We start from the raw sequence: 25,166 nt of genomic DNA on the forward strand, positions 1-25,166 counted from the left end.
TAGATTCTGTCTATACCGATGGGGCGTACGACACGAAGTGCTGCAGACAAGTGATTTCAGATCGTCAAGCACATGCAGTAATTCCACCCAGGAAGAATGCCAAGCCCTGGAAAGATTCTAAAATCAGTTCAATAGAACGAAATGAGTTACTTCAAACGGTTAAGCATTTAGGCAGAACCCTATGGAAAAAATGGTCGGGCTATCACCGTCGCAGTTTGGTGGAAACCAAGATGCATTGCATCAAATTATTAGGAGATAAGCTGACGGCAAGACATTTTCAAAGTCAGGTCAATGAAGTTCATGCGCGTGTGGCAGTTCTGAATAGATTTACGGAATTAGGTAGACCTCACACCCAAGTTGTCACTTAAATTTGAATGGATTGGGGAAAACTCAGCTTTTGAATGTTTATGCAACAAAGCCGCTTAAAGCAGGGAAGTTGCCTAAAGTCATTAATCCATCTTTACCATTGGCCCTTTTGTATTTAAAGCGCCACACCTTTGAGCCACTCTTTCGGATGAACAAAATAAGTCCATGACCATCATACAAAGAGTAGTCTTTTTCCTGCGGTTTTGCTCCGGTGCACTTGGAGTCAGATAGAGGGATAGTCTTTTTGGCCATGATTGAATAAGGATACATATTGAGTAGAACTGTATATATCCTCAATCATATCCTTATATTTTGCAACTATATCCTTATATATTTACCTATATTCTTCTATGTTTTTGGTATATATGTATGAATATAAACGTCTTTTAACTAAATTGTTTTATATTTTGCTATTGGGGTGGTGCGCCCTGCGGGACTCGAACCCACGTCGGTCGCTTAGGAGGCAACTGCTCTATCCAGTTAAGCTAAGGGCGCAAAAGAAGGCTAATGTACTGCAAAAAACACAAAAAAAAAAGTTATTGCCGAAGCAATAACTTTAAAAATCAGGAATAAGAAGATTTTTCCGTTATTTTTTTGAATGTAGCAGTTTAAATACGATATACATCACCACGATCCAGACGGGAATCATATAGACAGATTCCTGAAAACCTTGTGTCCACATGATGTACAGGATGGTGGCGATAAAGGCCAATACCAGTATATTGCTTGCAGGGGACCAGAGCGCCGGGAATTTGGTTACGATGCCCTGTTTCTTCATAGTCTGGATAAACTTGAGATGGGTCAGACTGATCATGGCCCAGTTAAGTACAAGTGCACCGACTACAATATAAATTAGGTGGCTTAAGGCATCTTCAGGTACGAAGTAATTAAGCACTACACAGCCAAAAATCAGTACAGCAGAGAATAATACGGCAGGAATCGGCGTACCTTGTTTATTCACTTTCATGAATACTTTAGGTGCGTTTCCTTGCTGAGCCAGACCATACAACATACGGCTGTTGGCATACATACCACTGTTATACACAGACAGCGCTGCAGTCAGGATAATAAAGTTAAGCAGATGTGCAGCCCAGTCGATACCCAGCTGGCTGAAAATCATCACGAACGGGCTTTTGTCCAGACCACCGAGCTCCAGCTGGTTCCAAGGCACCAAAGACAACAGAATGGTCAGGGCACCGACATAGAAAATAAGAATACGGAACACGACCTGATTAATGGCTTTCGGAATGGTTTTTTCCGGATTTTCAGCTTCTGCTGCAGCCATACCGATCAGTTCGATACCACCAAAGGCAAACATCAGGAAGGCCAGCATATAGAACAGACCTTCAAAACCATTCGGGAAGAAACCACCCGCGGTCCAGAGGTTGCTAAAAGAGGCACCTGAAGAAGCATCAGCTGTCAGGATCAGATACAAGCCAAAGACAATCATCGAGATAACCGCAGTTACTTTAATGATAGATAGCCAGAATTCCGATTCACCGTAGAATTTTACATTGCCGAGGTTGACCAGTGTAATCACGATAAAGAAAAACAGTACCGATGCCCAGGCTGGAATATGAGGCCACCAGTAGTTGATATATTTCGCAACAGCGGTGAGTTCGGTCATGGCCACCAGGATATACAAAATCCAGTAGTTCCAGCCCGCAAGGAAACCGGGGAATTTGCCCCAGTATTTATAAGCAAAATGGCTGAATGAACCTGCGACAGGTTCATGAACAATCATCTCACCCAATTGACGCATGATTAAAAATGCAATCAAGCCACCAATGGCATAGCCCAAAATAATGGAAGGACCCGCAGATTGGATCACCTGTGCGGAACCTAAGAATAAGCCTGTGCCAATTGCGCCGCCCATGGCGATCAATTGAATATGACGGTTCTTTAAGCCACGCTGAAGTTGTGAAGACTCGTTATTCAAAGTGTTCAGCCCGACAATGGAAAATAAGTATGAAGATTGTAAAGGATGAAAGTTAAGAAACCTAGTACAAGCATTTGAATGAAATATTATTATGGTGTTTATAATAAAAAATTATAAAAAACGAATTAAAGAAACCATATATGAATCAATATATTAATTTTATTTTAATTATAACTGATGAGTTTTCTGTTTTTTTGCCTGCATACAAATGCCGGTTTTTTATACTTAGGTCGGAACACTGCACTCACTTGGCCTGAAACTGATTATACTCTTGGTACAAATATTCCATAAGCACTACCACAACAAAGACAATTCAAAGGATGAAATAAGTCATGAATTCTGCAGTCCAAATCAAGATTCCTGCAACCTATATGCGTGGAGGAACCAGCAAAGGTGTTTTCTTTAAGCTGGATGATCTGCCTGCACAGGCACAACAGGCTGGCCGGATTCGTGATCAGCTTTTGCTACGTGTGATTGGTAGCCCAGACCCTTATGGGAAGCAGATCGATGGCATGGGGGGTGCCAGTTCCAGTACCAGTAAAACGGTCATCCTGTCGAAAAGCCAGCACGCCGATCATGATGTCGATTATTTATTTGGTCAGGTGTCAATTGAGCGCCCTTATATCGACTGGAGCGGTAACTGCGGCAATCTGACTGCGGCAGTCGGGGCATTCGCTATTTCCAACGGGCTGGTCGATGCCGAACGTATTCCTGAAAACGGGTTGTGTAAGGTACGCATCTGGCAGGCCAATATTCAGAAAACCATTATTGCGCATGTGCCGATACAGAGTGGACAGGTACAGGAATTGGGTGATTTCGAATTGGATGGCGTCACCTTTCCTGCAGCCGAAGTGCAGATCGAGTTTCTGGACCCTGCCGATGATGATGCAGAAGGCGGTTCCATGTTTCCGACAGGCAATCTGGTCGATACATTGGAAGTCCCCAATATTGGCAGTTTCGAAGTGACGATGATTAATGCCGGTATTCCAACCGTATTTTTGAATGCTGGAGATCTCGGCTATAAGGGCACCGAACTTCAGGATCAGATTAATAATGATGTAGCAGCCCTGGCAAAATTTGAAACGATTCGTGCCTATGCTGCGAAGAAAATGGGGCTGATTCAGGATATTGCAGAAGCAGTTACCCGACAACATACCCCGAAAATTGCATTTATTGCCCCATCTAAAACTTATACTTCGTCCAGTGGCAAGACGGTCACCGAATCTGATACCGATATTCTGGTTCGTGCCTTGTCTATGGGCAAACTCCATCATGCCATGATGGGCACGGCTGCTGTGGCCATTGGTACGGCAGCTGCCATTCCCGGTACATTGGTAAACCGGGTCGCAGGCGGAGTAGAGCGTGAAGCGGTACATTTCGGTCATCCTTCGGGGACTTTGAGAGTGGGTGCTCAAGCAAGTTTTGAAAATGGTGAGTGGAAAGTGAAGAAAGCGATTATGAGCCGCAGTGCCCGCGTATTGATGGAAGGCTGGGTGCGCGTACCAGAAGATGTGCTCGTTTAAAAGCCGTGCATACTTTTAGACTGAATAAAACCACCGGTTCTACGGTGGTTTTTTATGGTTTAAAATCTCTGACTTGCTTATTTGATGTTGAATGGCAAATTTCAGTAGAACAATTCGATTTATGGCTGAAAATTCAAGGCATTTCTAGGTACAATGCCTGATCAGCGTACAGGCATTTATTCGCTTGTCATTTTATTCTTCTGGACTACGTATTCGAGGCGAATGTGTCATCTATCACTGACGTATCAACCCATGCACTCACACAAGCACAACATCGCATTCAACAGGATTTATTGACTGCTCTGGAAGCCTTTGCCATTTCGGAACCTTTAAGGTCGGCAGTCCATCATGCTGTGATGCTGGGTGGCAAGCGGGTACGTCCAGCGCTATGCTATGCCACCGCTGCATTAAAACCCAACCAGAATAGTGCTGCAGTGCGCCGTGCAGCGGTTGCGATCGAGTTTATTCACTGCTATTCACTGGCCCATGATGATCTGCCGTGTATGGACAATGATTTGTTGCGCCGTGGCCAGCCAACCTGTCATGTGGCTTATGGAGAAGATACCGCGCTTTTGGCAGGTGATATCTTGCAGTCTATGGCTTTTGAAATTTTGGGTAGCCGTCTGTTTGATCAGGGGCCAGCGGTAGAAGCTTCCATTGTACTGAAACAGATGCAGATTCTGGCAACCGCTTCTTCTAAAATGGTGAATGGTCAGGTTTTAGATTTACAATCTGAAGGCAAAAAAATCGATCAGCAGGCACTGGAAACCATCCATCGCAATAAAACTGGTGCTTTGATTAGTGCCGCGATCATGATGGCGGCGGTGACAATCTTTGAAGGTACCGATCTGGCCATTCCTAAATTACGTGAGTTTGGACAGGCGATTGGTCTGGCCTTCCAGGTACAGGATGATATTCTGGATATTATTTCCGATACCGAAGTGTTGGGGAAAACAGCCGGCAAGGATGAACAGGTAGAGAAATCGACCTATCCGGCATTGATGGGTCTGGCGCAGGCCCAAGCCTATGCACAGCAGTTACATGATCAAGCCTTAACGGCACTTGCCCATTTTGAAGGTCAGGCGGAAGAGTTGATGCAAATTACCCGGTTCCTGCTCATGCGCAAAAGCTGATTGCAACATTCTTCTTAGGTGTATAAGAGCATTCCATAAAAAAGAGGACTTCAAGTCCTCTTTTTTAGTTGCTACAGAATTATTTGCTTTCGTTGTACAGGCGTTCAGCTTCTTCAAAACGGTCAGTCACTTCTGCTGTTGGTGCTTTACCCATCAGACTCACCACCACAATCGCCAGCATTGAACAGATAAAGCCAGGAACGATTTCATACAGGCCAGTGTCTGCAAACAGGTTCTTCCAGAAAATAACCACGACTGCACCCACGATCATTCCCACCAAGGCACCATTCAAGGTCATACGTTTCCAGAACAATGACAGGATAATCAGCGGACCAAAGGCGGCACCAAAACCTGCCCATGCATAAGCCACCAGACCAAGTACTTTGGATTCAGGATTACCTGCCATCCAGATTGCCAGCAAGGCAATCAGCAGTACCATCAAACGGCCAACCCAGACCAGTTCTTTTTGCGAGGCATTTTTACGCAGGAAAGACTTATAGAAATCTTCAGTCAGGGTACTTGAGCAGACCAAGAGCTGACAGCTTAAAGTACTCATTACTGCGGCAAGAATGGCAGCAAGCACCACACCTGCAATCCATGGGTTAAACAGGATTTTGGTCAGTTCCATAAATACTGTTTCAGGATTGGCATTCACTGCAGCTGCCAGTTCTGGATGCTGCTGGAAATAGGCGATCCCGAAGAAGCCGGCTGCCACCGCACCACCCAGACATAGAATCATCCAGGTCATGCCAATGCGGCGTGCATTTGGAATCGACTTGACCGAATCTGCTGCCATGAAGCGCACCAGAATATGCGGCTGGCCAAAGTAACCCAGACCCCAGGCGAGCAGGGAAATAATCGCAACAAAGCTCAGATCACCCAGAATATTCATTGCTTGAGGACGAGCAGCTTCCAGTGCCAAAGTCACCTGGGACATATCTGAAAATGCCATCAAGGTCACGATTGGCGTCAGCAACAGGGCGAAAATCATCAGACCTGCCTGAATGGTATCGGTCCAGCTCACCGCCAGGAAGCCACCAATAAACACATAGCTGATGGTGGCAATGGCACTGATCCAAAGCGCAGTGCTGTAAGACAGGCCAAACATGCTTTCGAACAGACGAGCGCCTGCAACCATGCCGGAAGCACAGTAAATCGCAAAGAAAATCAGAATGACGAATGCAGAAACTACACGCAGGATTTTTTTCTGGTCATTGAAGCGATTCGAGAAATAATCCGGCAGGGTCAGGGCATTATGCTGGACTTCGGTATGTACGCGTAAACGGCCAGCGACCAGCAGCCAGTTGAGCCAGGCACCAATAATCAGACCGATGGCAATCCACATTTCAGACAGGCCGGAAAGATAAATTGCACCGGGCAGACCCATCAGTAGCCAGCCACTCATGTCGGAAGCCCCTGCAGAAAGTGCAGTTACGAAACTCCCTAAACGTCGGCCCCCTAAGATGTAATCGGAAAAGTTGCTTGTCGCACGATAAGCGATCAGGCCAATCACCACCATGGCGACAATATAAAAAAGAAAGGTAATTAAGGTTGGATTTAGGGAGCTCATACGGTATCCATTTTTAAGTTGGACAGTAGATCGAAATAAGGATTGTGACAGATGCGAGAAACTTTAATCCGAAAGTCAGGCAACATCGAATCCAGGAGATTTCAAAAATAAACGCGAAATTTAACCATAAATTCACAATCTTTGCTGAGATTTTCTTATTTTCAAGAGAAATAGGCAACCAATTGGCTGCCTATTATGAAGTATTTATTAAATCTAGTTAGGACGTCCCATCACACCACGAATGGTATTCAGCACATCAGCAGGCAGTACCACAGTCTTGGCATTTGGCGATTTGGCCATATCTTGCATGGCTTTAATATACTGTTCACCCAGTAAATAGGCGACCGGAATTTCATTATCACCAATGGCGGAAGTCACCATGTCAATTGCACGTTGTGAAGATTCAGCCAGTACCACTTGCGCTTCAGCATCACGACGAGAGGCTTCCAGACGGCCGTCCGCTTCCAGAATTGCGGCCTGTTTTTCACCGTCAGCTTTAGTCACTGTTGCACGACGCTGACGTTCAGCAGCGGCCTGTTCTTCCATCGCGGTCTGCATGGTGATAGAAGGTTTAATATCCTGAATTTCTACAGTTTTTAAGGTAATACCCCAGTCCGAGATGTCATCGGAAATACTGGATTTTAAGCGTGCCTTGATATGGTCACGTGAAGACAAGGCATCATCCAGATCCATTTCACCGACAATCGAACGCAGTGAGGTCTGTACCAGGTTCTGAATCGCCCAAGAATAGTTTTCAATCCCGTACACGGCTTTTTCCGGTGTGGTCAGGTTGATATAGGCCACGGCATTCATCAGCAGAACCGCGTTATCACGGGTAATCACTTCCTGTGAAGGAATATCCAGAACGATATCTTTGGTTGTGACTTTATAGGCAACTTCATCTACATAGGGAATGACAAAATTCAGGCCAGGATTTAGCGTGGTATGGTATTTGCCCAGACGCTGTACGATCCATTTGTAGCCTTGCGGCACAATCCGCACCCCTTTAAAAATGGTAATTGCCACAAAGGCCAGAAACGCGATAACAATGATAGAACCACCAGACATAGCTTATTCACCTTATTGATTTTGATAATGTGTGCTGTGAGGTTGTACGACCAGGTCGTTTCCAAGAATATCCACGACGCGAACACGGTCACCGACCTGAACTGGGTCCAGAGTTCGGCATTCCCATTCATCAGAGCCTAAAACTGGCATTGGAAAGCGTACCCGGATTTGCCCATGATCCAGATTGATCTGAATCACCATACCAATCTGGCCAATCGTCGCCTCACGCGACAGACCCGCTTTAGTCTTGTCGGTGGAAAGCGGTTTGATAAACTTGAACCAGAGCAGCGTACACAGTACAGAAAGTATGATCCAGGTCAGGATCTGGGTGGTCAGTCCCATCATCGGGAACATCCAGTACAGGACACCAACCATGACGGCACCAATCCCGAACCAAAGGGCAGCAAATGCGGGCAGCAGTAATTCTGACAGGATCAGAAGGATGCCTAATACAAACCAGTGCCAAGGTTCAAGAACTAATTCCATATCGTGACCTATATCGCTAAGTATTTAATTAATCATCATCTTTATATGATTGATCTTCAATGTAGCAGATGCGGCCGCAGATGAATATAAAAAAATCGTGCATCAAAATTTAGCCTGACGCGGCGGTTTAAGTGCTGCAGGAGACTGCTTGAAATCAGTAATTGCTTTTTCAATGGCACGAATTTTCAGCTGGGCTGCTTTTTCACCTTCCAGAATGGTCGCATTGCTGGCTTTCAGGTCTAAAGTACCGATATGGCCGACTTTGGGCTGGATCACCACATTGGCCTGACTCAGTTCCTCATGAATGCTTTGCTGTCCCATAATATTCAGGGTCTGATCCAGTACACCCCACATGTTCAGGGCTTTATTGCCATCTGGACGGGCAGAAATATCCACAGCAATCACAATATCAGCTCCCATATCTTTGGCGGTCTTGACCGGAATCGGACTGACCAGGCCGCCGTCGACATATTTGGTGCCGCCAATCACGGCAGGCACAAACACATTCGGAATACTGCAGGACGCGCGAACTGCCTGGCCGGCATTGCCTTTAATAAAATCTGCCTTGCGGCCATTGTCCAGACGAGTGGCAACAGCAGCAAAGCGAATCGGGAACTGCTCAATCGGTTTGTTCGCTACATTCTTGTTGACGAAATCCTGCAATTTTTGTCCGGCAATAATCCCTTGCCGATTCAAGGTTAAATCGCGGATATCCGACTCTTTAAAATTCAGGGCAATCTGCTGTAACTGATAAGGGGATTTGCCGCTGGCATACAGGCTGCCGACAAAACTGCCGGCACTGGTACCGGTAACGATTTTCGGTTTAATGCCATGTGATTCGAGCACTTTAATCACCCCAATATGGGCAAAACCTTTGGCACCGCCACCACCGAGAGCAAGTGCGACGACGGGTTCGCGGGCTTTGATAGGCGTGGTAGTGGTGGGTGTTTTAGTGGCTTTGTCACAGGCGGCAAGACTTAAACCAAGACAGCCAATCAAGGCATAATGGGCTAACTTCATTATAAAAACTGGTGATTAAATCAACAAAATTCAGGCTATCACATCAAAAAAAGCCGTATTTGCCTAGTCTTTTTTCAAAAGCTTTTGTAACGGCTTGGCTACCCACTCTGGATTTTTGGCCGAGAATTTTCCTTCATAATACTGATAAATCTTTTCCAGATTATATTCATAGTCACCGGTCAGATGGTATATACCCAAGATGTGAATGGTCTTGATGTCATAGTCAAAGGAAAACATCACAATCGGCAAATGCGCCGCTTTGGCAATATGATAAAAACCACTGCGGATTTTTTCAGGACCCTTGCGTGAGCCTTCTGGTGCCATACCGACCCAGATTTGAGGTGATTTTTCAATAATCTCGACAATCTGTCGGGTATGACCTTGTGGACTATCCCGCACGACTGGAACGACCCCAATCCATTCCAGAACCGGCTTGAGGGGAGTGCGAAACAGGCTATCTTTACCAAAAATCGTAATCTGAATACCGAGACCGAGCAGGGCGTTAAAACCGAGCCAGGCATCAATATTTGAAGTATGCGGAGAAATAATGGCCACAGCTTTGGGCAAATCGGGAAATTCTCCTTCCAGACGCCAGCCCTGAGCCAAGAAAAGTTGCCTGAAAAAAGTCCGGCTCAGTTTGCTGCCACGAGCCGGGACATGTGGCGGTAACCGGGGGAAACGTGTCTGGGTCATTACTTCTGTCTCTTCCTGAAACTAATTTTTCTTTATTTTTGATTATATTAGACTGTTGTAAAATCCGGATCATTGGCAAAATGTATGGCATCTTAAATGCCGTTAATGCATTTTCACCCTAAGGACTTGGCCTGCATATGCGGAATATCTATATCTTACTGTTTTCGCTGTATTGGGCACAGGGGCTTCCGGTCGGATTTATGACGCATGCCTTGCCGGTCATTCTGCGGGCTGAAGGGGTATCACTGGCGCATATCGGGGGCTTTGGCCTGCTGATGATACCGTGGTCGATCAAAATATTCTGGGCGCCTTTAGTTGATCGGCATGGATCGAGTGCCAAAGGTCATTACCGTAGCTGGATTATTCCCTTGCAATGGCTGTCAGTTACTGTCTTGATTGGACTTTCTTTTCTACCCATTCAGGCTTTGAACCAGCCGCTATATTTACTGCTGTTTTTTATCACGCTTTTGCTGATGAATGGTATTGGTGCGACGCAGGATATTGCCACCGATGCACTGGCGGTCAATATCCTGAAAAATGAACAGCAACATTGGGGCAATACCTTTCAGGTGATTGGTTCGCGTCTGGGATTCATTGTCGGAGGCGGGGCCATATTATGGCTGCTCGATTTGCTGCAATGGCAAAGTACTTTTCTGTTGCTAGCTGCGCTGGTTTTTGTTAATACTTTACCGATTTTACTTTTTAGAGAACCTCAGCATTCAAAAATTATCACGCCAGCTGATAAAGGACCTGCACTCAGCAATATAAAAACCTATTTTCAATACTTCTGGTCAGATTTAACCTTGGCGAGGTGGCTTCTGGTTTTACTGACCTTTAAAATCGCCGATGGTTTATCCGGGCCTTTATTAAAACCGTTAATGGTAGATCTCGGACTGAGCTTTAGCCAGATTGGCCTTTATGTCACCATGCTTGGTGCATTTGCGGCACTGATTGGAGCAGGATTGGCTGGCTGGTGTCTGAAATACTGGTCGCGCAGCCGGAGTTTACTGATTTTCTCTGTCCTGAAAATCATGACTTTAATGGCTTATGCCTGGCTGGCTGCCCAGTATGAAATCCAAAATAAAGTAGAAAACTGGATCATTTATCTGATTAATGCTGCAGAAGATATGATCTCTGCCATGCTTTTGGTAGTCATGCTGACCTTGGTCATGCAATACAGTCGCAAGCATCTGGCCGGTACTGATTTTACCTTTCAGGTGGCGCTGATGGCCACAGTGAGTGGTGGGTTATATAGTCTGAGTGGGATATTCGGGGATTATTGGGGGTATGCACAGTATTTAACATATATTGTATGGATCAGTGTGTTTTTATTATGGCCTATCGTATTTTGGGGTAGAACACAGCAAGACTCCTGATCATTGCAACGCATCAATTAAAGCCGTATTAAAAACAATCAAATTATTTTAAAAGTGTCGTTAATACATATTTTAGCTAAAAGTATGAGATAAAAATGATTTCAAACTGAGTCTAAAATTGTTAAATTTCTGATGTTTTTATACGGCTTATTATGTAGGTATAGTAAAAAATCATAAATCCAGTAAAATCATGTAACATGATAAGGATGGTTTTTAACTATGCATATTGTTCGTGAGTGATCTCGCGAGATAATAAAATAAGTCAATTTATAATTATAGATATTCCCCACGCTTTAGATTTTAGTGGGAATCAGTGAGCTTTCAAAGCCAATGAACGTTTGTTCAATATGGAGAATTTAATGAATCAAGTTTTAACACGAAAGTTTTTAGTTAAGGGATTAGCAGTCGCAGTAACAACCTTGATGATGGGGACGGTTGCACATGCTGAAACACAAGAGCAAAAAGAAATTAAGCAGCTGCGTCAAGAAGTTGAAGCACTAAAAGCATTAGTAACACAGCAGCAACAAGTTCAGCAAAATCAAGCCGTGCAGATTGAACAAGTTAAAGCAGCACCACAACCATCAGCAGCTGCACCGAAAGCACTAAGTACAAAATCAGATACTGAAGTGAAGCTATATGGTTTCGTTCGTGGTGATGCAAACTATATCATTGAAGGTTCAGCAGGAGACTTCTCTGACGTTGCTAAAACCAATGGTCAAACTAGAGACAAGTTAGTCGCAACAGCAAAAACAACACGATTGGGTTTAGATTTTAAAACCAGTGTTAACGGTGCAGAGGTTGGCGGTAAACTTGAAAGTGATTTCGCAGGTACTAACGATTCATTCCGTATACGTCAAGCATATTTAACCTATGAAAATTGGTTGATTGGTCAAACCCAATCTAACTTCTTGTCAAATCATGCACCGTTTATGATTGACTTCAGCACCAACGTCGGTGGTGGTACTACCCGTCTGCCAATGGTTCGTTATGGTTTTGATTTGACGCCAGCAACGCAATTGTTCTTGGCGGCAGAAAAACCAAACTCAAGTGCTGAAGACATCAAATCAAGCGTGCCAACATTGACTGCTAAATTGGCACACAACTTTGATGACAAAAAAGGTAATGCGTCTGCGCGTGCTTTAGTTGAAGTTTATAAAGATGAAGACACTAATAAGCGTAAAGCAGGTTGGGGTCTAGCAGCAGGTACAACCTATCAAGTAATTGATCCTTTAAAAGCGACGCTGGATGTCAGCTATACCAAAGGTGTAAACGGTATTTTGTATGGTACCAATGCCAATGCTGCATTCGTAGATGATGAAGGTAACCGTAATATTGAGCAAAATGAAATTTGGGCGGTACAAACGGGCTTAACGTACAGTATTTTACCTAACTTAAAAACCTCACTTGGTTATGGTGCATTGTTTGCTGATAAAGACTCAGACTATGCAGACCTCAATGAGGCTGCAAACAAAGAGGTACAACAAGCATGGTTAAACTTGGTGTATTCACCAGTTAAACCGCTTGAGTTTGGTGTTGAGTATGTCAACGGTGAGCGTAAAACCTTTAATAATGAAAAATTCAAAGATAACCGTATTGGTTTAATGAGTAAATATAGCTTCTAATTGATGATGTGAAGCTAAATATAAAAAATCCCACCACTTGGTGGGATTTTTTATATCAATACCTTGGGAGAAGGTTATTTTGAATAAAGCATAGGGATTTTTGTACAGGCTTAGAATACAAATTCTAATCGAGAGTTTTATTTTCCTATCAAAAAGCGGTGCTTCAGCATCAATTTTTTATGCTTAAAACAACAAAACTTAGCAATTTTAGGTCTAATCTACCCAGTTTCGGGCTGTTACCATGACTGAAAGCTTCAACATTTTGATTTGAACATTATGACGATCCAAGCCGTTTTATTTGACCTTGACAATACCTTGACCCACCGTGATCTGACTACACAGGCCTATAGCCGTTATCTGGCAGAATATTATGCTCCAGCATTGGCACAGGTCGATTCAGATAAAATTATCGAGATTGTAAGACGTATTGATAATGGCGGTTATCCTAAAAAGGAACTGCTGACGCATGGCAGTATTGGCGCTTCGGCTGCTTATGCCTTATTGCAGGAATTGTCTTGGTTAAATCCTCCGAGCATAGAGGAACTGGCCCAGTTCTGGTTTCGCCAGTTTGGCCGTTTCGCTGTAGAAATGCCACAAGCAATACAAGTATTAAAACAGCTGAAAGATCAGGGTTATCAGCTAGCCATTGTTTCCAATGGCGGACATGATACCCGTTTGAATACGATTCGGGGTTTGGGTATTGAAACTTATTTTGATGAAATTATCAGTTCAGGACTGGTAGGCTTTAACAAACCACAGCCGGAAATATTCCAGATCACCGCAGAACGTCTAGACGTGCAACCAGAACGATGCCTATATATTGGAGATCATCCGGTCAATGATGTACAGGGAGCAAAAAATGCCGGCATGAATGCCTTATGGATGCAGGGCTTTCATGCCGATGCCGAACATATTCAGCATAAAATTCAGCATCTGCCGGAAATTTTTGCCCATTTGCAGTTATTAAATCGCGCTTAAGTTACTCTTAAACAGTCAAGTGTTTCGGACCATTGCGTAGAGTCGCAGCGCGGGCATTGCTGGTCGGCACTCGAAAGAGTTTGTACCTGTCCACAGTAAATACAGGCATATAACTCATTGGCCTTGGCCTGTTTGACAATAGAACAGCTTTTAGGAAAAAGAGGAAGACCGGGCCTTACTTCATCATCGCTAAATAATAACACACTGAATTTACCGTCAGTTTCCAGTAAACCTGTACGAACCTGACCGAGATGCTCAACACCTTGCTGGCGCATTTCGGCAAAGAATTCATCATGCGACATTTTACCTTTTTTAATCTCTTCAACGACCAACAGTCCATCTTCTACAATATAAATGGGTTTACCTTCCAGTAAGTCTTCAAACCACTGATATTTCATCATGAGCCAGGTGGTCAGACGATACATGATAATAATGACCGACATCACCAGAACTGCCTGAATCAGGGGAATATCTTCGGTAAACATCGGGTCACCGGCAATCGAACCCAAGCTCAAAATGATAGCGACTTCAAAGATGGAAAGTTGCCGTACCCCGCGTTTTCCGGTCAGGCGCAGAAACAGGATAATCATCGTGTACATCAGGGCACAACGCAGCAAAATTTCTGCGGTAAACGCCCAGGTGGTGTCATGTATAAATATCGTGGCCCAGTCCATTTAGATTCTTGATCCTCATTTTGCTCTTTGGCTCGAGTCTAGCAATATCAGTATTTTATTTGCTGCTGTGATTGTGTAAGTTTATGAATAAAAATAGATTCTATTTAAAAAAGAAGCTTGAGCTTAATAATCCAGCTATTGAATATAATAAAAATAAGATAGATATTTCATGTAAAAAATGAATAAAAAATCAGCAGATTAAATTTGAAGAAGATCACATTCTTTTTTGGCTATTTTTAAATCTATAAAAGTATTATCCATTTGAAATTTATCAATATAAATTCAGAATAACTTATTTTGAATATCTAAGAGTGTTTAGAAATTTGTAAGCAAATCACTTCATTTCTATAAAAATCTGTAGTTTGTGGCCTGAAAAATAGAGTGATTACACTACTTTAATAAACTGTTTTTAAATTAGAAATTTGATTTTGATTTCCACCAAGGGATGTATTGTGAAAAAAATATTCACGCTTTTAACGGTTATGGGTTTAAGTACAGCAGTCTGGGCAGATGCGGAGTGGGATTATACTCAGCCTGAACAATGGTCAACTTTGAGCCAGAAATATTTGGCCTGTAACGGTCTGAACCAGTCACCAATCAATATTGAACGAACAGTGAAAGCAGAACTGGAACCGCTCAAATTCAGCTATAACACCATGATTCATGCGATCGAAAATAAAGGTCATACTGTTCAGGTGGATTTTGCGCAAGGTGGCGAATTGCAACTGGATGGCGATACCTTTGTGCTAAAACAGTTTCATTTGCACAGCCCGAGCGAAAACCTGATTAAAGGCAAAAGCTATCCACTGGAAATCCACTTTGTCCATGCCAATGCCCAAGGTGAGCTGGCTGTCGTGGGGATGATGTTTGAACAGGGACAGGAAAGCAAAATGCTCAAACATATGTGGAACCGTTTACCGAAAAAGCAGGGCGAGAAAGTGGTTTTAAAGACCCCACAACCTGTGAATCAGATGTTGCCTAAGAATCTGGATTATTATCGTTTTAGCGGCTCGCTGACCACACCGCCGTGTTCGGAAGGGGTACGCTGGCTGATTCTGAAAGATATTCAACAGGCTTCTGCCAAGCAGATTTCGGAATTTGCAAAACTGATGGGACATCCCAATAACCGTCCGGTGCAGTCATTGAATGGTCGTGTAGTGCTGGAATAATCAATATGAGAGCGAAAAAGCAGACTTTGGTCTGCTTTTTTTAATTCTGATACAAATTTTGGAAGGGCACACTGAAAAGGACTTTGTGACCAAAGCTGAAAGATTTAAGATAGATATTATTTCTTCTTTGACCTTCTCCTGCCATGCTCTTTGACTTGAAAACCATGATTCAGCCATTCACAGCGCTTTCGCCACAGCAGAAGAAGCTGGATCATCTGATTGATAAAATCGAGCAACAGAAACAGGAATTACACCAATGGCAACAGGCTGAAGAAGATCTGCAGCAATATACCCATAAAACATTTATGCCAGTCTACCATGAGTTGCATGGTGTACTGTTCAAGCAGCTGGAACAGCTCTGGAAGCACCTGCAGGAAACTACATTTTCCAAGGCAGAACTGGTGGTACTGGATGAAAAGATTCAGTACCTTGCAAATTATCTAAAAGACTCTCAGGCCATGTCGGTGCAACAAGCTCATAAAGTGAATGAAATCTTCACTTACTATCAGCAACGTGCCGAACATGCCCAATTCAGAAAAAGCCAAAAGAAAATTAATGAACTGGAAACATTCTTTAAGAGTGAGAATCCCTCAGATTTTGCAGATGCAGAAGTATTTGAAGAATGGGAATCAGATCATTTTCAGCAGGCACGTGAGCAAGCCAGGTTAAAACGCCAGCAGGAAAAACAGGCACAGGTTACAGCGATGGCAGAGCAGTCATTGAAAACCGTATATTTAAAAATTGCTGCCATCATTCACCCTGACCGTGAAGTGAATGATGTCAAAAAAATCAAGAAAACTGAATTATTGCAACGTGCCAATGAGGCTTATGCAGAGCAGGATCTGTTTACGTTACTGAAAATGCAACTGCAGATTGAACAAGATCAGGAAGTTTCACAAAAAGGTTTAAGCGCAGAGCAACTCAAGTTTTATCAACTGGCTTTGGATGCACAGAGCCAGAAATTACAAGAGCAGATTGATGCCTTGATTCATAGATTGGTCTGGTCATCGAAAACCAGAATTGCGGTGAAAAAGGCGAAAGGGAAAGTTCAAATTGCTGATCTGTATAAGCAGATTGACGAAGATACTTCAGCCATCAAACAGCAGATTAAAGTAGAAAAAGAACGCCTGATGTATATCAAAAAGGTGAGTGGCTTGGAGATGTTTTTAAGGCATGGGATGCTTTAACTTAATTAGAATTGCCTCTCCCTTGCGCAGCAGTGCTGCTCATCACTTGCGCTTCGTTTTAAAGCAGTGCTTTAAAACTTGCTCAGGAGAGGGGAAATCCATTACAGAATAACTTTAAGCTAGAATTTCAATATTGGAATTAAATAACAATAATTAAAGTCACAATGAAAGTTTCTTCTCCCTTTGGGATGAGAAGCACTGCTTCGCAAGGGGGAGAGGGAAAATAACAATGAAAATAGATCCTCAATTATTAGAATTCGCCAAATCAATGCGCCACACCGCCACCGATGCAGAACACTTCATGTGGCAACTGCTACGTGCCAAGCGTTTTATGAATCTTAAATTCCGTCGTCAGCATGTGATTCAGCCGTACATTGTGGATTTTTACTGTCATGAAATTGGTTTAGTGATTGAGTTGGATGGTAGTCAGCATGGAACAGATGAGACAAAAGAATATGATGCTGAACGCACCAAGTTTTTAGAGGCTTTGGGTTTAACCGTTGTGCGGTATTGGAATCATGATGTGTTGAGAAGGATGGATGTCGTGTTGGAGGATTTGTGGCAGAGATGTTTTGAATTAAAAAGCAAAATCACCTCTCCCTAACCCTCTCCTGAGAGGAGAGGGAACTCCATTCTGGATTTCACATAGGCATGAAATCAGGTGACGGCTCCCTCTCCCTATGGGAGAGGGTTGGGGTGAGGGTTTATTAAAAAATGATTATGATTCAATCTTAGATGATTGAAGATAAAAGAAATATTAAGATGAGTTCAGCAAAAAAATATCAAGTTTTTATTAGTTCTATATATACAGATTTGCTTGATGAGCGTCAGGCAGCAGTTGAAGCCATCTTACAAGCTGGACATATACCCGCAGGGATGGAGCTATTTACGAGTTCTAATCAGAGTCAGTGGGACATAATCAAAAGATGGATTGATGAATCTGATATTTATATGCTGATTTTGGGTGGTAGATATGGATTTATTGAGACAAAAAGTGGAAAAAGTTACACACATTTAGAATATGAATATGCACTTTCGATAAAAAAGCCTTTGTTCGTTATTGTTATAAAAGATCAAGCATTAAACCAAAAAACTGTTGCACAAGTTGAAAATCAAAACCCTGAAAATTTAAGAAAAAAGTACTAAGTTCAATGTGTGAATTCTTTGTTGATACAAAGGACATTCAGTTAGCTGTTCATAAGTGTCTTGGTAAAATTATTTATGATAATGAATTAATAGGTTGGGTTCGGGGAAATCAGCAAAATGAAGGTTTAGCTGTGGAATTAGTTCATCTTAATGAAGAAAATTGAAAGCTTAGAGAAGAGAATGAAAATTTTAAGCGTAATCTGCAAGTACGCCTACCAAAATTAACTTTAGAATTGAATGATGGTAAGCCTTTAATTTTAAAATATCAAGAATATAAAGAGCTATATTATATAAACAGAGAGCCTATTGATTAGTCTGCTATTGATGATGATTTAAAAGAGTTTTTATCTACTGAAAGCATTGAAAAATATAATCATGATTTATCCGAAATAACGGATGAAAAGATACTTGAATTTAATAGATTGATAAATTTAAAGACCATACTAGAAAACGGTTTAAAAGAGATTAACTTTAGAGTTTCAAATGATGGTACGTTGAAAGCTAACCAAGTGTATATTTCAATAAAGTTTCCTGATTTTATTTACGTTGAAGAAAAAGGTGAAGAAAAAGAAAGACTGAAAATAATTGAAGATCTGAATAAAAAGAGCTTAGAAATTATACCAACGCCTTTATGGAACCCGCTTAGTCAAGCGAAAGCTGACCTTAAAAAGAAAAAATTAGATGCTGTTAATCCATATAAAGGTATTTATGGTTTATCAAATTCATTATTAGGTCATAACTCAGAAAATCTTGCTTCAATAATGAGAGTAGATCCTATGAGGGGAATAACTGTTCCTAAAATTCCTAATGCTCAAGGTGATTATGATTATTTAGATAATCAAGGAAGAATAATCATTAAGATGGGCAATTTATTACATACCTTAGGTCGTTCTTATAATGATTATTATTTATTTCCTTTAGAGAAAGGGAAAGGAAATATAATTATAAATTTACATTGTGAAGAATACGCAAATGAAGAGCTTATAGAAATTCCAATTATTGTCGAATAAAAAATAAATCCCCTCAATTGAGGGGATTTTTTTGAATCAAACTTCAGTATTAAAGCGCTGCAATCTGCTCCATATTCGCCTTAATCTTCGCTAACTGGTCAGCAAACTCAGCAAGTTTCACTTTCTCGCCTTCAACCACAGCAGCAGGTGCTTTCGCCACAAAACCTTCATTTGCAAGCTTCGTTGCAATTTGGTCATGTTGCTTTTGAACCTTGTCCAAGTCTTTTTGTAGACGACCTAATTCCGCTTTAGGGTCAATTAAACCCTTCATTGGAACGTATACAGATACGTGACCAACGACAGAAGAAGAAGACAATGGTGGTTGTTCGCCATCCGCCAAGAAGGTAATGCTTTCAACTTTGGCCAATGCTTTGAACAACGGTTCAATACGTGCAATCTGCGCTTTTTCAGCATCAGTTGTATTTTGCAGCAGAACAGGCAACAAACGCGCATTACCTAGACCCATCTCACCACGGATGTTACGCACCGCACCAATCAAACCTTGCAGCCATTGCATATCTGCTTCAGCCTGGTCATTCATCAATGCTTGCTCAGCAACAGGGTACGGCGCCAACATAATGGTTTCGCCCATAATACCGAGTTTCGGCGCAAGTGTTTGCCAGATTTCTTCAGTCAGATAAGGCATCAACGGATGTGCCAAACGTAAAGACGCTTCCATCACCGAAAGAAGAACACGACGTACTTCAGCTTTACGCTCTTCAGACACATTTTCATCGTTCAGAACCGGTTTGGTTAATTCAACATACCAGTCACAGTATTCATTCCAGATGAATTCGTAAATCGCTTGCGCAGCCAGATCTAAACGGTAGGTTGCAAATGCGGTTTGCACCGCTTGTTCCGCTTTTTGCAGACGGCTTACGATCCATTGTTCAGGCAATTCCCAAAGGTCTTGACGTGCTTCTGAACCAATAGTTTGACCTTCGACATTCATCATCACGAAACGCGTTGCGTTCCAGATTTTGTTGGCAAAGTTACGGTAGCCTTCAACACGTTTCATGTCGAACTTGATGTCACGACCGGTGTTGGCAAGCGCACAGAAGGTGAAACGAACTGCATCGGTACCGTAAGACTGAATCCCTTCAGGGAATTCTTTACGGGTTGATTTTTCAATCTTCGATGCCTGTTTCGGGTTCATCAAACCTGTAGTACGTTTTTGTACTAATGTTTCTAAATCCACACCGTCAATCAAGTCTAATGGGTCAAGCACGTTACCCTTCGATTTAGACATCTTCTGACCTTCGCCATCACGTACCAGACCGTGAACGTACACAGTCTTGAACGGCACTTGAGGCGTCCCATCTTCATTTTTCATGAAGTGCATGGTCAGCATGATCATGCGGGCAACCCAGAAGAAGATGATGTCAAAACCTGTCACCAGTACATCTGTCGGGTGGAAGGTATTCAAGAAGTAGTTGGCTTTGTCTTTTGCTTCGTCGCCAGTCCAGCCTAAAGTCGAGAATGTCCAGAGACCTGAAGAGAACCATGTGTCCAGTACATCTTCATCCTGATTCAACTCAATATCGGCAGGAATATTGTTTTTCGCACGAACTTCTTCCTCGTTACGACCTACATAAACGTTGCCTTCCGCATCGTACCAGGCCGGAATGCGGTGACCCCACCACAATTGACGCGAGATACACCAGTCCTGGATATTATTCATCCACGCCATGTACATGTTGCTGTACTGCTCAGGCACGAACTTGATACGGCCATCTTGAACCGCTTCAATCGCAGGTTTCGCAAGCGGGGCAATTTTTACATACCATTGGTCAGTCAGTAATGGCTCAACAATCACGCCTGAACGGTCACCGCGAGGTGGCTTTAATGTATAAGGTTGGATCTGGTCTAACCAGCCTTCAGCTTCAGCCTGTTCAACGATCTTCTTACGTGCTTCAAAGCGTTCTAAACCAATGTAATCTGCAGGCGCAGGAATGGTTTTAGAAATCTGCTCACCCGCTTTCGCAATATATTCAAACTCAGCCAGTACTTCAGCATTTTTGTTGAAGATATTGATCAGTGGCAGGCTACAGCGTTTACCCACTTCATAGTCATTAAAGTCGTGTGCAGGCGTGATTTTTACACAACCGGTACCGAATTCTTTGTCGACGTATTCATCTTTAACGATTGGAACCGCACGACCAGTAATTGGCAGGATGATGTTTTTACCCACCAGATCCGTATAACGCTCATCATCAAGCGCAACAGCAACAGCGGTATCGCCTAACAATGTTTCAGGACGTGTTGTCGCCACAACGATATAATCTTTACCATCGTGTGTACGCACTGACTTGTCTTCAAAGAAATATTTGAAGTGCCATAACGAACTTTGTTCTTCTTTATCTGACTCTACTTCCAGATCAGAAAGCGCAGTTTGCAGTTTAGGATCCCAGTTCACCAGACGCTTGCCGCGGTAGATCAGGCCTTCTTCATGCAGTTTGACAAATACTTCTTTTACCGCATTTGACAAGCCGTCATCCATCGTGAAGCGTTCACGTGACCAGTCTACAGAAGAACCTAGGCGACGGATTTGACGGGTAATGTTACCGCCAGACTGTTCCTTCCATTCCCAGACTTTTTCGATGAATTTTTCACGACCCAAGTCATGACGGCTGATACCTTCAGCACCCAACTGACGCTCAACCACCATTTGCGTTGCGATACCGGCATGGTCCGTACCTGGCTGCCAAAGCGTATTTTTACCAGACATACGGTTATAACGGGTCAACGCATCCATGATGGCATTGTTGAAACCATGACCCATGTGCAGGCTGCCAGTGACGTTTGGCGGCGGAATCATGATACAGAATGATTCGCCTTTTTGAGACGGCTTGAAGTAACCGCGCTCTTCCCAGGTTTGGTACCATTTTTTCTCGATCTCGGTCGGATCGTAGGTTGTCGCGATATTTTGCGCTGAGTCAGTCATAGTCTAAACAGATCAAAAGTGAATGAAAAATTGCATCTATTGTAGCAAAAAAAATAGTACATGCGGCAGCTTAACCAAACGCAAACTTTAGCCAATTGGCATGTATAACAACTCAACGTATGATAGAACCATAAAAAACGCGACTCATCGCAGCATATCAAAAAAAGGATAATAAGATGAGCTATAACATTTCCCTCAAGCTTCGGCCCGAAACCCATCAGCGCTTTAAAGAGATCCATTCCAGATTAAATGCCGGCGAGCAAAACAGTCTCGCCAGACCCTTAGGTGAAAATCTGGCCGATATGGCCTGTGAAATTATTGACCAGATTTTTGGTGAGATTGTGCAACTTGCCAATTCGCCGAACAGTGAGTCTGAAAAAGTGATTCAGCAGATCATTCATACTACCCGTAAATATATGCCCTGGTCGGTCTCCTTATTTGACAATGAACGGCTCATGCCGATGGTGAATTACCTGCATCAAATGACGTATGAGCAGGCCGGTGATGCTTTTGTCCGTTATCCGGTGGAAAAGATGCTGGTGATGGAGCTGCTCGGCTGTATGGACCAGATGAAAAATGGTAATCACCAGTATGTAACACCGGCCTTAAAAGCCTTTACCCAGGTCATTGATCAGGGCGTGACACATTTGATCCGTCAACCGAAAAAAATGTTGAAATTTAATGTGGTCGTCGATAAAACCTTGAATGGGGTGATTCATTTAACCACCCAGTTAGGCTATAAACGTTTTGATAAACTCAGTCACATCTATGATGCTGATACCATGAGTTATTATTTTGAACATTTACTGGCATTTCTGGAAGACGAAATGCCTCAGCGCATCCATTAAAACAAGGGAAACAGGATTTCATGGCGAAAGTTGAAGACTTAAAGGGAAAAGTGGTCTGGATTACCGGAGCATCTTCAGGAATTGGCAAGGCGATTGCACAACAATGTGCTGCACTGGGCGCACAGATGGTATTGACTGCACGCCGGCATGAAGAGCTGGAAAAGGTACGTCAGCTTTTAAACAATCCTGAACAGCATATTTCTATCACGGCTGATATCACGGATGAAAGCCAGGTTCGTCATGCCTATGATCAGGTTTTGCAGCAAAAAGGCCGGATTGACTGGCTGATTAACAATGCCGGACTCAGCCAGCGTGCCCTGATTCAGGACACCACCATGCAGACTGAACGTGCCATTATGGAAGTGGATTATTTCTCACAGGTATTTTTGACTAAAACCGTACTGCCCACTTTTCTGGAACAAAAATCCGGACGTATTATCTTTATTTCCAGTGTGGCAGGTTTGCTTGGTACCCAGTATCGTGCATCCTATTCGGCGGCAAAAGCTGCAATTCACATGTGGGCCAACAGCTTGCGTGCGGAAGTCGCTGCGCAGGGCGTGCAGGTTTCGGTGGTTTTCCCGGGCTTTGTCAAAACCAATGTATCCCTGAACGCCTTAAACGGTGAAGGAAAACCGCAAGGACATCCAGATGAAGCGATTGAAAATGGTCTATCCGCAGAAGATTTTGCGGCTCAGACTGTACAGGCTTTGCAGAACGGCGAAGAATATATCGTGATTGGCGGCAAGAAAGAAAAACTGGGCGTACTGGTTTCACGTATTTCACCAAAAGTTCTGTACAAGATGATCCGTAAAACCAAAGTAAAATAAATCATCCAGAGTAAAAAAGGGCAGGAGCGCCCTTTTTTATGTCTCTTAAAACCTCAATAAAAATAACAATACTTAAAAATGCAATTCATTTCTGGAGGGATTGCACGTACAGGGAAAGCAGCCGATAACATGGATATGCAGAAAATTACCTTTTCACGCTGGTACTTAAGTCAAAAGCCGGTATGTTAATTAAAAATAACAGCCAACTGGAATAAGCTCAGTCGATGAAAACACCGGTGCCAGACTACCTCAAGCATGTTTTAACTTCCTGCCGTGACAATGATAAAGGTGCCCTGGCAGATTATATTCCTGAGCTGGCAGCAGTAGACCCGGATAAGTTTGCTTTGGCACTCTCGACCGTAGATGGCACGATCTATTCAACCGGTGATGACGAGGTTGAGTTTACCATGCAGTCCATGTCCAAGCCCTTTGCCTATGCTCTGGCTTTGCAGAAAGTCGGCTTGACCAAGGTCATGGAAAAAGTAGGCGTGGAGCCTTCAGGCGAGGCCTTTAACCAGATTTCACTGGAGAAGGATTCCAATATTCCGAAAAATCCGATGATCAATTCGGGTGCAATTACTACCCATTCCCTGATTCCCTATAAACGAACAGTATCCCGTGCGGAACAGTTACGCCGTTTTTTAAGTGGTCTGGCGGGGCGTGAGCTGAGTTTTGATACCGAAGTATATACCTCTGAACTGAAAACAGCATTTCGTAACAGATCTTTGGGTTATATGCTACGTACAGTGGGGGTGCTGGAAGAAGATCCAGAAGCGATTGTAAATGGTTATATCAAACAGTGTTCAATCAAGGTGACGGTCAAGGACCTGGCGATGATCACCGCGGTACTTGCCAATGGCGGGATTCAGCCACAAACCGGTAAAAAATTGCTGGACCGTTCTGTGGTGCGGCAAGTCCTGAGTGTGATGCTCACTTGCGGGATGTATGATGCTGCCGGTGACTGGCTGACCACGGTGGGTATTCCGGCTAAAAGTGGGGTCGCAGGCGGTATTATCGGCGTTTTGCCGGGACAGGTGGGTATAGCTGTATTTTCTCCACGTATTGATGAGCATGGACATAGTGCGCGCGGCGTCGAAATTTTTGAACGTATGTCCCGGGAAATGGGACTGCATTTGATGGAAGGAACCCCCTCGGCACAAACCATTTTGCAAAGCCGTTATCTCACCGGTAAGAGGGACCATGTGGTGGTGTACGAACTGCGTGGCGTATTACAGTTTACCGAATCGGAAATGCTGCTACGTATATTGCAAGATGAACCGGAAGGCAAAAAACGGATTGTATTGGATCTGACCAATTTGACCTTAATTCATAATGTCGGTGCCCGGATGTTATTTGAAGGCGTGGCCCGTTTGAAGCAGGATGGCCATCCAGTCGTGGTGGTTGACTCTGAAGGGATTTTGAGTGAAGCACAGATGAAGGGCAATAAAAGGGTGGTGGTCAAAGAAAAACTGGACAAGTATCTAGAAAAGTTTCAATAAATATTTTTCTGTCATCTTGATTGAAAGCAAGGTTTATCCTCCTCGCCAGGAAATTAAAAAGCCCCGAGAATTCGAGGCTTTTTATTGG

The 25,166-nt window shown here is 43.3% G+C and carries 22 protein-coding genes, 1 tRNA gene and 2 pseudogenes; 15 read left to right on the top strand and 10 right to left on the bottom strand.

Annotated elements, in window-relative coordinates:
* Positions 1-368: IS5 family transposase (locus VXQ92_RS00005; protein WP_416679830.1), on the top strand; the 368-nt coding region annotated here is incomplete at its 5' end.
* Between the two features lie 52 nt (positions 369-420).
* Here VXQ92_RS00005 and VXQ92_RS00010 read toward each other — a convergent pair.
* From VXQ92_RS00010 to VXQ92_RS00020, 3 genes and pseudogenes are all read right to left on the bottom strand, one after another.
* Positions 421-618, bottom strand: a pseudogene (locus tag VXQ92_RS00010) (integrase arm-type DNA-binding domain-containing protein); the annotation flags it as partial.
* Between the two features lie 167 nt (positions 619-785).
* Positions 786-861 (bottom strand) — tRNA-Arg (locus VXQ92_RS00015).
* A 91-nt stretch (positions 862-952) separates the two neighbouring features.
* Positions 953-2,305, bottom strand: coding sequence for an amino acid permease (locus VXQ92_RS00020; protein WP_416679831.1), 1,353 nt, complete (start codon positions 2,303-2,305; stop codon positions 953-955).
* Between the two features lie 332 nt (positions 2,306-2,637).
* Here VXQ92_RS00020 and prpF point away from each other — a divergent pair, with 332 nt between their 5' ends.
* Together prpF and VXQ92_RS00030 are read left to right on the top strand one after the other, a co-directional pair.
* Positions 2,638-3,828, top strand: a complete 1,191-nt coding sequence (prpF, locus tag VXQ92_RS00025; protein ID WP_416679832.1) for a 2-methylaconitate cis-trans isomerase PrpF — start codon at positions 2,638-2,640, stop codon at positions 3,826-3,828.
* Positions 3,829-4,052: 224 nt separating this feature from the next.
* Complete coding sequence (locus VXQ92_RS00030) at positions 4,053-4,961, top strand: polyprenyl synthetase family protein (RefSeq protein WP_416679833.1); 909 nt, start codon at positions 4,053-4,055, stop codon at positions 4,959-4,961.
* A gap of 79 nt (positions 4,962-5,040) precedes the next feature.
* Here VXQ92_RS00030 and putP read toward each other — a convergent pair whose 3' ends face one another.
* The 3 genes from putP to VXQ92_RS00045 all read right to left on the bottom strand — a co-directional run bounded on the left by putP (position 5,041) and on the right by VXQ92_RS00045 (position 8,085).
* The gene (gene putP, locus VXQ92_RS00035) at positions 5,041-6,531 is read right to left on the bottom strand and encodes a sodium/proline symporter PutP (protein ID WP_416679834.1); all 1,491 of its coding nucleotides are present in this window, start codon (positions 6,529-6,531) and stop codon (positions 5,041-5,043) included.
* A 213-nt stretch (positions 6,532-6,744) separates the two neighbouring features.
* On the bottom strand, positions 6,745-7,599 hold the full coding sequence (locus VXQ92_RS00040; protein ID WP_004279377.1) for an SPFH domain-containing protein: 855 nt from the start codon (positions 7,597-7,599) through the stop codon (positions 6,745-6,747).
* A 12-nt stretch (positions 7,600-7,611) separates the two neighbouring features.
* The gene (locus VXQ92_RS00045; protein ID WP_064095698.1) at positions 7,612-8,085 is read right to left on the bottom strand and encodes an NfeD family protein; all 474 of its coding nucleotides are present in this window, start codon (positions 8,083-8,085) and stop codon (positions 7,612-7,614) included.
* Positions 8,086-8,459: 374 nt separating this feature from the next.
* Here VXQ92_RS00045 and VXQ92_RS00050 point away from each other — a divergent pair, with 374 nt between their 5' ends.
* Positions 8,460-8,522: a hypothetical protein gene (locus VXQ92_RS00050; RefSeq protein ID WP_404793942.1), complete on the top strand. Its 63-nt coding sequence runs from the start codon at positions 8,460-8,462 to the stop codon at positions 8,520-8,522.
* Position 8,523: 1 nt separating this feature from the next.
* On the opposite strand, the pseudogene VXQ92_RS00055 reads toward VXQ92_RS00050, so the two are convergent.
* Together VXQ92_RS00055 and VXQ92_RS00060 are read right to left on the bottom strand one after the other, a co-directional pair.
* Positions 8,524-9,105: pseudogene (locus VXQ92_RS00055) on the bottom strand (patatin-like phospholipase family protein); the annotation flags it as partial.
* Positions 9,106-9,168: 63 nt separating this feature from the next.
* The gene (locus VXQ92_RS00060) at positions 9,169-9,798 is read right to left on the bottom strand and encodes a 1-acyl-sn-glycerol-3-phosphate acyltransferase (protein WP_416679835.1); all 630 of its coding nucleotides are present in this window, start codon (positions 9,796-9,798) and stop codon (positions 9,169-9,171) included.
* 137 nt (positions 9,799-9,935) lie between these two features.
* Between VXQ92_RS00060 and VXQ92_RS00065 the strand changes: the two genes are divergently transcribed.
* The 3 genes from VXQ92_RS00065 (at position 9,936) to VXQ92_RS00075 (ending at position 13,774) form a co-directional block, all read left to right on the top strand.
* Positions 9,936-11,174 (top strand): MFS transporter, encoded by a 1,239-nt coding sequence (locus VXQ92_RS00065; protein WP_416679836.1) that lies wholly within the window; start codon positions 9,936-9,938, stop codon positions 11,172-11,174.
* 359 nt (positions 11,175-11,533) lie between these two features.
* On the top strand, positions 11,534-12,796 hold the full coding sequence (locus VXQ92_RS00070; RefSeq protein WP_416679837.1) for a DcaP family trimeric outer membrane transporter: 1,263 nt from the start codon (positions 11,534-11,536) through the stop codon (positions 12,794-12,796).
* A 276-nt stretch (positions 12,797-13,072) separates the two neighbouring features.
* Positions 13,073-13,774 (top strand): HAD family hydrolase, encoded by a 702-nt coding sequence (locus tag VXQ92_RS00075; protein ID WP_064101581.1) that lies wholly within the window; start codon positions 13,073-13,075, stop codon positions 13,772-13,774.
* Here the strand turns inward: VXQ92_RS00075 and VXQ92_RS00080 are convergent.
* Positions 13,771-14,448, bottom strand: coding sequence for a DUF421 domain-containing protein (locus VXQ92_RS00080; protein WP_064101580.1), 678 nt, complete (start codon positions 14,446-14,448; stop codon positions 13,771-13,773). The genes VXQ92_RS00075 and VXQ92_RS00080 overlap by 4 nt on opposite strands.
* A gap of 482 nt (positions 14,449-14,930) precedes the next feature.
* Between VXQ92_RS00080 and VXQ92_RS00085 the strand changes: the two genes are divergently transcribed.
* The 5 genes from VXQ92_RS00085 to VXQ92_RS00105 all read left to right on the top strand — a co-directional run bounded on the left by VXQ92_RS00085 (position 14,931) and on the right by VXQ92_RS00105 (position 18,960).
* Positions 14,931-15,617: a carbonic anhydrase gene (locus tag VXQ92_RS00085; protein ID WP_416680030.1), complete on the top strand. Its 687-nt coding sequence runs from the start codon at positions 14,931-14,933 to the stop codon at positions 15,615-15,617.
* A 143-nt stretch (positions 15,618-15,760) separates the two neighbouring features.
* Positions 15,761-16,804 (top strand): molecular chaperone DnaJ, encoded by a 1,044-nt coding sequence (locus VXQ92_RS00090; RefSeq protein ID WP_416679838.1) that lies wholly within the window; start codon positions 15,761-15,763, stop codon positions 16,802-16,804.
* Between the two features lie 229 nt (positions 16,805-17,033).
* Positions 17,034-17,408, top strand: a complete 375-nt coding sequence (locus VXQ92_RS00095) for an endonuclease domain-containing protein (protein WP_416679839.1) — start codon at positions 17,034-17,036, stop codon at positions 17,406-17,408.
* A gap of 131 nt (positions 17,409-17,539) precedes the next feature.
* Positions 17,540-17,950, top strand: coding sequence for a DUF4062 domain-containing protein (locus VXQ92_RS00100; RefSeq protein WP_416679840.1), 411 nt, complete (start codon positions 17,540-17,542; stop codon positions 17,948-17,950).
* 494 nt (positions 17,951-18,444) lie between these two features.
* Entirely contained in the window at positions 18,445-18,960 is a 516-nt protein-coding gene (locus VXQ92_RS00105; protein WP_416679841.1) for a hypothetical protein, read from the top strand.
* A 49-nt stretch (positions 18,961-19,009) separates the two neighbouring features.
* On the opposite strand, the gene VXQ92_RS00110 is transcribed toward VXQ92_RS00105, so the two are convergent.
* Complete coding sequence (locus VXQ92_RS00110; RefSeq protein ID WP_416679843.1) at positions 19,010-21,904, bottom strand: valine--tRNA ligase; 2,895 nt, start codon at positions 21,902-21,904, stop codon at positions 19,010-19,012.
* A 176-nt stretch (positions 21,905-22,080) separates the two neighbouring features.
* Between VXQ92_RS00110 and VXQ92_RS00115 the strand changes: the two genes are divergently transcribed.
* The 3 genes from VXQ92_RS00115 to VXQ92_RS00125 all read left to right on the top strand — a co-directional run bounded on the left by VXQ92_RS00115 (position 22,081) and on the right by VXQ92_RS00125 (position 25,078).
* Positions 22,081-22,752, top strand: coding sequence for a hypothetical protein (locus tag VXQ92_RS00115; protein WP_191113037.1), 672 nt, complete (start codon positions 22,081-22,083; stop codon positions 22,750-22,752).
* Between the two features lie 20 nt (positions 22,753-22,772).
* Complete coding sequence (locus tag VXQ92_RS00120; protein WP_416679844.1) at positions 22,773-23,579, top strand: SDR family oxidoreductase; 807 nt, start codon at positions 22,773-22,775, stop codon at positions 23,577-23,579.
* Between the two features lie 224 nt (positions 23,580-23,803).
* Entirely contained in the window at positions 23,804-25,078 is a 1,275-nt protein-coding gene (locus VXQ92_RS00125; RefSeq protein ID WP_191113038.1) for a glutaminase, read from the top strand.
* The last annotated feature ends 88 nt before the right edge of the window (positions 25,079-25,166 follow it).

The sequence above is a fragment of the Acinetobacter sp. 228 genome (assembly GCF_048147885.1).

Bases quoted from the DNA above. Each gene is read 5' to 3' on its own strand.
- VXQ92_RS00080 (WP_064101580.1), bottom strand. From the start codon at position 14,448: ATGGACTGGGCCACGATATTTATACATGACACCACCTGGGCGTTTACC.
- VXQ92_RS00125 (WP_191113038.1), top strand. From the start codon at position 23,804: ATGAAAACACCGGTGCCAGACTACCTCAAGCATGTTTTAACTTCCTGC.
- VXQ92_RS00100 (WP_416679840.1), top strand. From the start codon at position 17,540: ATGATTGAAGATAAAAGAAATATTAAGATGAGTTCAGCAAAAAAATAT.
- VXQ92_RS00095 (WP_416679839.1), top strand. From the start codon at position 17,034: ATGAAAATAGATCCTCAATTATTAGAATTCGCCAAATCAATGCGCCAC.
- VXQ92_RS00090 (WP_416679838.1), top strand. From the start codon at position 15,761: ATGCTCTTTGACTTGAAAACCATGATTCAGCCATTCACAGCGCTTTCG.
- VXQ92_RS00120 (WP_416679844.1), top strand. From the start codon at position 22,773: ATGGCGAAAGTTGAAGACTTAAAGGGAAAAGTGGTCTGGATTACCGGA.
- putP (WP_416679834.1), bottom strand. From the start codon at position 6,531: ATGAGCTCCCTAAATCCAACCTTAATTACCTTTCTTTTTTATATTGTC.
- VXQ92_RS00060 (WP_416679835.1), bottom strand. From the start codon at position 9,798: ATGACCCAGACACGTTTCCCCCGGTTACCGCCACATGTCCCGGCTCGT.
- VXQ92_RS00040 (WP_004279377.1), bottom strand. From the start codon at position 7,599: ATGTCTGGTGGTTCTATCATTGTTATCGCGTTTCTGGCCTTTGTGGCA.
- prpF (WP_416679832.1), top strand. From the start codon at position 2,638: ATGAATTCTGCAGTCCAAATCAAGATTCCTGCAACCTATATGCGTGGA.
- VXQ92_RS00115 (WP_191113037.1), top strand. From the start codon at position 22,081: ATGAGCTATAACATTTCCCTCAAGCTTCGGCCCGAAACCCATCAGCGC.
- VXQ92_RS00085 (WP_416680030.1), top strand. From the start codon at position 14,931: ATGGGTTTAAGTACAGCAGTCTGGGCAGATGCGGAGTGGGATTATACT.
- VXQ92_RS00065 (WP_416679836.1), top strand. From the start codon at position 9,936: ATGCGGAATATCTATATCTTACTGTTTTCGCTGTATTGGGCACAGGGG.
- VXQ92_RS00075 (WP_064101581.1), top strand. From the start codon at position 13,073: ATGACGATCCAAGCCGTTTTATTTGACCTTGACAATACCTTGACCCAC.
- VXQ92_RS00110 (WP_416679843.1), bottom strand. From the start codon at position 21,904: ATGACTGACTCAGCGCAAAATATCGCGACAACCTACGATCCGACCGAG.
- VXQ92_RS00045 (WP_064095698.1), bottom strand. From the start codon at position 8,085: ATGGAATTAGTTCTTGAACCTTGGCACTGGTTTGTATTAGGCATCCTT.
- VXQ92_RS00070 (WP_416679837.1), top strand. From the start codon at position 11,534: ATGAATCAAGTTTTAACACGAAAGTTTTTAGTTAAGGGATTAGCAGTC.